An 8,825-nucleotide genomic window follows, 5' to 3' on the forward strand; every position below is an offset into this window, starting at 1 on the left:
GGCCAGGATCACCGGCCGTTCCGCGCCGTCCAGCAACCGCGCGGCCTCCGCGACCAGCTCGGCCCGCGGGCGCACCTCGCGCGCCGACCACTCCTGTCTCTTATACCCTGGTCGATGTGACGGTGGAGTTCGGGCCGGACGCGGTGGTGCACCCGGGGACCCAACTACTGGGCGTTCGTCAGGCCCTTCACCGCACCGGTCACGGTGTTGGAGGCGTAGACGACGTTGGGCTGGGCCGAGCACTTCGACACCGAGGTGATGTTGATCGCGTACTGACCGACACCCCCGAGGTCGGAGCGGTTGTTGCGCCAGACGTTGCCGCACCCGTTGGGCAGGCTCGGCGTCGTGCTGGTGTTGTGCGTCTCGTAGCCGTTGGCGAAGGTGCCGGGGCTGCGGAACGTGCCGGTGTTGTCCTCGATCAGGTAGTTGATGCCCTTCACGTCGACCCAGGAGTCGGCCGAGTTCTGGCCGGTGATCCCGGTGCCGTTGAAGGTGTTGCCCCGGATGACGCCGTCGTAGGTGCCTTCCTTGACGTCGATCGCCTCGGCCGCGACGTTCGGGCCGATCCGGTTGTTCAGCACCTGGATCCGGTCGCTCCGGTCGATGCCGCCGTTGTTGCCGTGGCAGGCCCAGTTGGAGTTCGCGGAACCGAGGTACACGCCCTCGCCGTAGCCGGGCTGCACGAGACCGGTGTCGGTGATGGTCGAGTTGCGGATCACGCTGTCCGCCGACGAACGCCGGAAGTGGACCGCTTCCTCGTCGAGGTGGTGCACCGACACCGAGTCGATCGTGGTGTGGTGCGAGTTGTCGAGCACGATGCCCTTCTTCGACTCCTGCACGGTGAACCCGGTGAGGTTCCAGTACGGGGAGTTGAAGAGCCACAGGCCGTAGCCCGAGTCCCAGCCCGCGGTGGGGGCGGGGCAGGAGGGCGCCTCGCCGGTCGGGCCGTCGTTGATCAGCACCGCGTTCGCCGGGCCGGACAGCGTGATCGGCTGGGACGACGTGCCGGACTTGCCGTTGGCGACGAACGAACCGCGGTAGGTGCCTGCCGCGAGCTTGATCGTCTGACCTGCCTGCGCACCGGCCAGCGCGGCCTGGAGCTCCGCCGCCGTGGCGACGTTGACGGTGCTGCCACCGCCGCTGCCCGGGCTGGTCGTGGCGCTCACGGCCGTGCTCGCCGCCGACTTGTTGCCCGCCGCGTCCGTGGCGCGCACCGAGAACGAGTACGCGGTCGCGGGGGAGAGGCCGGTGACGGTCGCGGACGTGCCGGTGACGGTCGTGGTGACCGCACCTCCCTGGAGCACCTCGTAGCCGGTGACTGCGACGTTGTCCGTCGACGCGGTCCACGCGAGCGACACCGAACCGGACGTCACACCGGTCGACCGCAGCCCCGAGGGCACGGTCGGGGCCTGCGTGTCGGCGGGCGGGTTGCCGCCGCCACCGCAGGACGCGCCGTTGATCGTGCAGTTCGTGGGGAGGCTGCCGCCGGAGGCGTTGAAGCCGAACTTCGCGGTCGCGCCGGGTTTGATGTTGCCGTTGAAACCGGCGTTGGTGAACTTGTGGTGCTGGCCCGTCGAGGTCCTGACGGAGCTCCAGGAGCTGGAGATCGTGGTGCCGGACGGCAGGTCGAACTCGATCGTCCAGCCCGTGCTGGCGGTGTCACCGCTGTTGGTGATCGTGACGTCCGCGCCGTAGCCGCCGTTCCACACGGAGGTCTGCGTGATGGTCGCCTTCAGCACGGCCGCGGCCTGGGCCGGGCCCGCGCTCAGCAGGGCCGCGACGGTCGCGGCCACCGCGCCCAGCGTGAGTGCTCTCATGCCGCGCATCAGTTGCCTCCGCAGGAGTTGCCGTTGACGGTGCAGCCGGTCGGGAGGCCGGAACCCGAGGCGTTGAAGCCGAACTTCGCCGTGGCACCCGCCTTGATGGAGCCGTTGAAGCTCGCGTTCGTGAACTTGTAGTGCTGGCCCGAGTTCGTCCGGACCGAGCTCCACGAGCTGCTGACCTTCGTGCCCGACGGCAGGTCGAACTCGACCGTCCAGCCGTTCGTCGCGGTGGCGCAGGCGTTGGTCAGCGTGACGTCGGCGCCGTAGCCGCCGTTCCACACCGAGGTCTGGGTGACCTGCGCGGTGAGGCACGAACCCGTCGGCGGGTTGGTCGTCGTGGTCGTAGTAGTGGTGGTCGTCGTGGTGGTGGTCGTGGACGTGGTGGTGTTGGTCGGCGGGGTGCCGTTGACGGAGTTCAGGAACAGCGACGCCCGCGAGTCGGTCTTGGTGGCGTCGACGCCGTGGCCGTTGGTGAAGTCGCGCTGCTCGTTGGACGCCCAGTCGGTGATCGGCGTGCCGTTGACGTCCAGGTGCTGGTAACCCGTGCCGTTCCAGCCGAACTGGTAGATGCGCGACCGGTCCGCGTAGTAGTCGTTGAACGGGCCACCGGTCGCGGTCTGCTTGGTCATCTGGTTGTTGAAGAAGACGTTGCGGGGACCGGACGCGCCGGACCACTTGATGGCCTTCTTGCCCGCGCCCCACCAGATCGGGAACCAGTTGGAGTTGTCGGGACCGCCGCCGCCCTCCTCACCGCAGTTGGCGCGGCAGTTGGCCGAGCGGTGCGCGTAGGGGACCTTGACGGTGTTGAGCTCGAACAGGTTGTTGCGCTCCCAGCCGCCGTGCAGGTTGAGGTCGGAGTCGAAGTCGTTGCCGATCACGACGTTGCCCGAGGCGGACCACTGGAACGTGAAGTGGCGCAGGTTGCGGCTCGTGTTGCCGGCGTAGAGCGAGTCCCACACGCGGGAGCCGCGGAAGTAACCGTTGCCGCCCTTGCCCTTGTTCCACGAACCGTCGAGCTCGTTGTTCACGATCTGGAGGTTCTTGGCCTCCTCCGTGACGATCGGGTGCGACCCGGTCATGTCGGCGCGGATGCCCTTGACCCACGAGTTGGCGGCCCACTTGAAGACGATTCCGTGCATCTCGGCGGCGGGCGCCATGTTGCCGTAGTTGTTGACCGCGTCGGCCTGGTTGAGGCCCGGCATCGCCTGCGTGAAGCCGAAGTCCTCGAAGCCGACGCCGACGACGGGGTCGACCAGCGGCGAGACCTTGGAGTCGTACGGCGCGCCGGCGATCGGGGCCGAGCCGTCCGAGACGGAGGTGACCGGGACGTCGAACTCCAGCGGCTTGTCGAGCGTCACCGTGTTTCCGGAGATGGCCGTGACCGTGAAGATCTGCTGCCGCATGTGCATGTTGAGCATCGGCCACTCGGTGCCGGTCGCCTGCTGCTGCTCGTAGAACTTGACCGAGTTGGCCGCGCGGACGTTCACGAACTCGCCGACCTTGATCTTGCTCGCCGACGCGACGGCGATCGTGCGGTCGCCGATCTTCGCGGCCGTGGCGACCTTCGCGCCGACCTTCCAGTGCACGTTCACCGTGCCCTCGAAGATGTCCTTGCGGTTCTCCGGCGCCGCCGCGTAGTCGCTCGCGTAGCTCGGGTCGACCCCGCGCGACTGCACCCGGAACAGGCCGCGGCCAGGCCACAGCCAGCCGCCCTTGCCCGCGCCGGAGGTCATGCCGTCCTCGTCCCAGTCGGACCCGTCCGGCGTGAGGGCGTCGTAGAGGGTGTTCGCGTCCGGCCGGTAGGTGATCTTCGAGGCGTCCTTGCCGGCACCGCGGATGATCAGGTAGTCGGCGTCCACGTGCAGCTCGCGCGACACGGCCAGCTCACCGGCCGGCAGCGTGATCAGGCTGAGCTTGGTGTAGCTCGCGGACGGCGAACACGTGGTCCTGATGGAGTCGATGGCCGCCTGCAGACCGGCCGAGTCGTCCGCACCGTCGTTGGGCTTGACGTTGAACTGGCTCGCCAGCTCCGCCGCCGTGATCTGGCAGGCCGCGCTGGGGTTGACGTCACCCGCGCCGGGCAGGTTCTGCCCGCCCCGGTAGCCCGCCTTGCTCCAGTCGTAGAGGCCGCTCACCGCGGCCCTGCGGTTGCCCGACGACGTGTCGAGGCCGGTGAGCGCTCCCGCGGCCGGAGCCGCGCCGGCCGCGTTGACCAGCACGACGATGCCCGCCGCGGCGAGTGTGCCCACGACACCGAGCACGGCTGCTCGTCGTAAGCCTGGATTTCGGGACACACATGCCTCCATGAACTGGTCGACGACGGATGCGTGTGTGGCGGCTCACACTGCGGGGTGGAATTGTTAATAATGAACAGAGTGCTGGTCAATACCTTTGTCCAAACTGGTGAAAAACGTTCGAGCATGTGAAAAATCAGATATGTGAATTAGGGAATTGGCATCGTTTGCAGAACTCTATTGGTACCGGGAATTCTGCGGCGGTTCGTGCTCGAACGGTGGTGCTGGGCTTGCTGGCCTGCGGCTTTCCGACTGTCGACGATCATGTTCGTTGTGGTGGAAATGCGGAGAAGCAGGTCGAGAGGAGTCTCGACCTGCTTCTCGGGGCGGCTGTGTGCGAGTTAGTGCTCGGCGACCACGATCACCGGCTTGCCCGCACCGCGCTTCGCGGTGAACGCGGTGACCGCTTCTTCCAGTGGATACTGCTCGCCGACGAGTACGCGCAGGCTCCCGTCGCGGACCAGGTTCACGAGCTCGGTCAGCTGTCCCCGATCCGCCTCGACGACGAAGAAGACAGTCCGGCCATCACGCGGCCGCGCCTCGGTGGGCTCGGCGATGGTGACGAGGGTGCCACCCGAGCGGACAAGCGCCGCCGACCGTGCGAGCACCTCGCCGCCGAACACGTCCAGCACCGCGTCGACCTCGCCGACGTCCTCCAGCCGTTCGGTGTCGAGGTCGACGAACGCGGTGGCGCCCAGGCTCAGCGCGACGTCGCGGTTGTGCGCGCGACCCGTGCCGATCACCTTCGCTCCGGTCCGGCGCGCGAGCTGCACGGCGATCGAGCCCACACCACCCGCCGCACCGTGAACGAGAATCGTCTGCCCGGTCTGGATCCGCGCGTGCTCGAACAACGCCTGCCAGGCGGTCAGCCCGGAGATCGGCAGCGCCGCGCCGACGGTGTGATCCACATCGTCGGGCAGCGGCGCGAGGTTGCGGGCCTCGACGGCGGTGAACTCGGCGAGCGAGCCGTCGCGAGTCCAGTCGGCGAGCCCGAACACCCGTTGCCCGACGGTCAGTCCGGTAGTCCCGTAGCCGAGCTCCGCGACGACGCCGGACAACTCGTGCCCCGGCACGCTGGGCGTCCGGTCGCGGCCCGCCCGGTCGGTCCAGGTACCGGGCCAGTCCAGCTCGCCGGGCGTGAAGCCGGCCGCGTGCACCCGCACGACGACGTCGTTCTCCGCGGCGTGCGGGTGGGGACGGTCGGTCAGGGTGAGCCCGGCAGGGCCGGCACCCTTGTCCTGCACGGTGATGGCCTTCATGGCCCCGAAGGTAACCCCGTTCCGACGCGAAACCGGGGACCACTTGGCCCCCGCGAACGGGAACCAGTCGTCACCGGAGCACGCGCACCAACGCCTCCAGCGCACCCGGCCAGCCACTGGCCGAGGGCGTGGCGAACCCGACCACCACGCCGTCCCGGTCCGAAGTGGACTCGGGATGCCGGAACCTGTCGAGAGGCTCGATCGCCAGCCGTTCGCGCGCGGCCCGCCGCACGAGCTCAGCCCCGCTCCGGCCGGACACCTCCGCCAGCACGTGCAACCCGGCGGACATCCCGGCCACCAGCACGTCCGGCCCGAGCGCCTCCACGAGCTGCCGACGCCGCTTCCCGTACCGCACCCTCATCGCGCGGATGTGCCGGTCGTACGCCCCGGACTCGACGAAGTCGGTCATCGCCAGCTGGTTGACGAACCCGACCGTCTCCTCCGTCTCGCCCTTCTGCGCGGCGACCGCCCCGACGAGGTGATCAGGCAACACCAGCCACCCGAGCCGCAACCCCGGTGCGAGCGACTTGCTGGCCGTCCCCAGGTAGATCACGTGGTCGTGGTCGAGCCCCTGCAACGCCCCCACCGGCGCCCGGTCGTACCGGAACTCGCCGTCGTAGTCGTCCTCGACGACCACCGTCCCGCGCCGCCGAGCCCAGTCCACGACCGCCGCCCGCCGGTCCGAATGCAACGCCACCCCCAACGGGAAGTGGTGCGACGGCGTGAGCAGCACCGCCCCCACCCCAGACATCCGTTCGAGCGCCGCCACATCAGCACCATCGGCGTCGACCGGAAGCGGAACCGCCTCGATCCCGGCCTTCTCCAACGCCAGCCGCTGCGTGTGCAGCCCGAACTCCTCGACCGCCACCTTCGTCACGCCGGCGTGCGCGAGCGCGTCAGCGACGAGCCGCAACCCTTCCGCCGCACCACTGCACACGACGACGTTGGAAGCCCGCGCGCGCAACCCCCTCGCACGAGCGAGATAACGGGCAAGGGCCTCCCGCAACTCGTCACGACCATGCGGATCGGTGTACCCGAACGCCTCAAACGGCGTTGTGCTCACCGTGCGCTTCACGGCACGAATCCACTCGTCGCGCGGAAACGACGACAGATCCGGACGGCCGGGCAACAGGTCGTGCACGGGACGCGGCCGTGTGGCAGGCACGCGCGGCAGTGCCCGCTCCGCCAGTTCGGCCGTCCGCCGCGACACCTCGGTGCCCGACCCGTGCACGCCGGTGAGCCATCCCTCGCTGATCAGCTCCGAGTAGACGCGGACCACCGTGTTCCGGCCCAGCCCGAGATCGGTCGCCAGCACGCGACTCGACGGCAACCGCGTGCCGGGCGCCAGCCGTCCGGTGCGGATCGCCTCGCGGAAGGCGTCCATGAGACCGGCGCGCACGTTGCGCCCGAGGTGCCCCAGGTGCAGGTCGAGTCCTGTCGTCCGGGCGGCTTGCTCACTCACGACCGGCAACGATACGACCGGATCGAACGAGAGGAGCTAGAGCTTCATCTTCGAGCCTGGCTGAGGCTGCCGCTGCCACAACCGCACGAGCAGCACGACGCCGAACACCGCGATGCAGCAAGCAACGTAGTAGGCAACGCAGAAGGCTGCGATGGTCGCGGGTGTGTACATGTCCGGCGGCAGGAACGGTTTGTCGTCCTGCCACAACATGGCTGCGGTGTCGAAGAGCACGACCGCGGTGGTGGGAATTCCCCACACGAGCGTGGGAGCGCTGATGATCGTCGCGTAGGTCGGGACGATCCGGTCGTCCAGCTGGGTTTCGCCTCTTCCGGAGAGGATCAGCATGCTGATGGAGAACAGCAGGTACAGAAGTGAAACGGTGTCGGCCGCCACTGGCCCTGTCGGAACGCTGACCCCGACCACCTCCAACCGGACGATCGGGCTGTCTCGCAGGCCGAAGCCGAACGACAGGAGGTTGCCGATCAGGAACGCCACGTACAACCACGCCAGTTCGAGGATTACTAGCGCCGCTGACGAACCCACCAGCAAAACGCGCTCGAGTCGTGGCCTCGCTCGCAGACCGGCTCCTGCGCGCTGCGCTGTGCGGACCGTGATTCCCAGAGCTGTCCGGATGAAACCGACCCACGCTGACAAGAAGAGCGCGCTTGCGATGAGAAACGCGAGCAGGGGGCTGCCGAGTTGGCTCTTCACCAGGTGTACGAGCAGGTCGTCCGGCTTGTCCGGAAGGGTGTCAGGGTCGGGCTGGAGCATGGTGACCGTCCTCGCACGGTGAGTGTCTCCACTCAGGTCGCGCCACAACGCCGTGCAGTTACAGGCCTCGGTAGCGGACCGGGCCGCACGGGCGATAGCCGGATGTCGTCCACGAGGAGGTGCCAGGTGACATGTCCCCACTGCGGTAGCACGGCACACAAGGTCATCGCGCCAGGCTTCAACCAATGCCTGGGGTGGCGAACGGAGATGTTCCCCGACCCGGCGACAGGACTGGCTGTCGGCCGGAGGATCGTGTGCGGGCAGCGCTATCACGCGGGTGGCGGTCAAGGGCAGAACACGACGTGTGCGTGTGGGACCTTTGCCGTCGGCATGTGCGTGTCCTGCGGGGCGTTCGTGTGCGGCGATCACTCGTCAGGCGGTGAACACCGCATCTGCTCCGCCTGTGCCGAAGCCGCTCGTGTCGCGTCCGAGCAGGAGGAGCAACGAGAGATCGCGGACGAGAAGGCCAGATGGGAGTCGGAGCTCGCGAGGGTGCGTGTGATCGACGACCCGGTCGAACGGCTCCTGTGCGGTGCAAGGTTCTTCACCCCTCCACGGGAGCCGCGCCCGCACGATCCGTGGGGGCGCGCGCCGTCCGCGGACGGCGTCAGCGAACAGCTCCGCAAGTTGGTTCAAACCGACCTCGTGGCGTTGTGCCCGGAACTCTGGCCCGATGGTCACGACGGCGACCCGCCGTGGCACACGCCCCGCCTGGGCTCGTGGTTCGCCCGCAGGGCTTCAGCCACGGGGATCGCGCCGCCATCCGAATTGGTTCCGTTGGTGCGCCGAGGTTTGTTCGCGTCACGAGGTGAGCTGGTACGTGGAGAACCTCAGCCTGCGTGGCGCTTGTCCGAGGGATCCACCACCCTGCTCAGCCACGTAGCCGGAGAGGAGGCGGCGCGGTTCGCCGACGGTGACTGGGCGGATGCTTACGTACTGCCGAAGGGCGAAGTCGTGCTCCACCCGTATCCCCAGCACGGGACCAAGCTGCGCACGACGTTCCTGAGTCCCCGCGGCCTGGCTGCGATGGCGGACGTCCTCGGACTGACCTGGTGATCTCTGAGCTGGGCCACGATCCAGAACGACGAAAGGGGGAATTCGGATGAGTACCCGAAAAGCAGAGAAGCAGGTCGACTTGAAAGTAGAACAGCTTATCTGGTGTTCGCCGCCAGGGACACGAAACCCGGACCCGCTGATTAATAGTCAGCTGCGCTAA

The 8,825-nt window shown here is 68.1% G+C and carries 6 protein-coding genes; 1 reads left to right on the plus strand and 5 read right to left on the minus strand.

Annotated elements, in window-relative coordinates; translation table 11 throughout:
* Positions 1 to 164: 164 nt before the first annotated feature.
* The 5 genes from ACFWNN_RS45535 to ACFWNN_RS45555 all read right to left on the minus strand — a co-directional run bounded on the left by ACFWNN_RS45535 (position 165) and on the right by ACFWNN_RS45555 (position 7,609).
* Entirely contained in the window at positions 165 to 1,817 is a 1,653-nt protein-coding gene (locus tag ACFWNN_RS45535; RefSeq protein WP_382446203.1) for a cellulose binding domain-containing protein, read from the minus strand.
* Positions 1,818 to 1,825: 8 nt separating this feature from the next.
* Positions 1,826 to 4,084: a cellulose binding domain-containing protein gene (locus ACFWNN_RS45540; RefSeq protein WP_382446204.1), complete on the minus strand. Its 2,259-nt coding sequence runs from the start codon at positions 4,082 to 4,084 to the stop codon at positions 1,826 to 1,828.
* Between the two features lie 374 nt (positions 4,085 to 4,458).
* Positions 4,459 to 5,376 (minus strand): NADP-dependent oxidoreductase, encoded by a 918-nt coding sequence (locus tag ACFWNN_RS45545; protein ID WP_382446205.1) that lies wholly within the window; start codon positions 5,374 to 5,376, stop codon positions 4,459 to 4,461.
* 70 nt (positions 5,377 to 5,446) lie between these two features.
* Positions 5,447 to 6,838, minus strand: a complete 1,392-nt coding sequence (locus ACFWNN_RS45550) for a PLP-dependent aminotransferase family protein (RefSeq protein WP_382446206.1) — start codon at positions 6,836 to 6,838, stop codon at positions 5,447 to 5,449.
* A gap of 36 nt (positions 6,839 to 6,874) precedes the next feature.
* Positions 6,875 to 7,609, minus strand: coding sequence for a hypothetical protein (locus tag ACFWNN_RS45555; protein ID WP_382446207.1), 735 nt, complete (start codon positions 7,607 to 7,609; stop codon positions 6,875 to 6,877).
* 846 nt (positions 7,610 to 8,455) lie between these two features.
* On the opposite strand from ACFWNN_RS45555, the gene ACFWNN_RS45560 reads away from it, so the two are divergent.
* Positions 8,456 to 8,665: a hypothetical protein gene (locus ACFWNN_RS45560; protein ID WP_382446208.1), complete on the plus strand. Its 210-nt coding sequence runs from the start codon at positions 8,456 to 8,458 to the stop codon at positions 8,663 to 8,665.
* Positions 8,666 to 8,825 lie beyond the last annotated feature (160 nt).

The organism is Lentzea sp. NPDC058450, assembly GCF_042721395.1.
Taxonomy (GTDB): domain Bacteria; phylum Actinomycetota; class Actinomycetes; order Mycobacteriales; family Pseudonocardiaceae; genus Lentzea.

What these genes read in the sequence shown, in the direction of transcription:
- ACFWNN_RS45545 (WP_382446205.1), bottom strand. Translation starts at nt 5,376, where the DNA reads ATGAAGGCCATCACCGTGCAGGACAAGGGTGCCGGCCCTGCCGGGCTC.
- ACFWNN_RS45555 (WP_382446207.1), bottom strand. Translation starts at nt 7,609, where the DNA reads ATGCTCCAGCCCGACCCTGACACCCTTCCGGACAAGCCGGACGACCTG.
- ACFWNN_RS45535 (WP_382446203.1), bottom strand. Translation starts at nt 1,817, where the DNA reads ATGAGAGCACTCACGCTGGGCGCGGTGGCCGCGACCGTCGCGGCCCTG.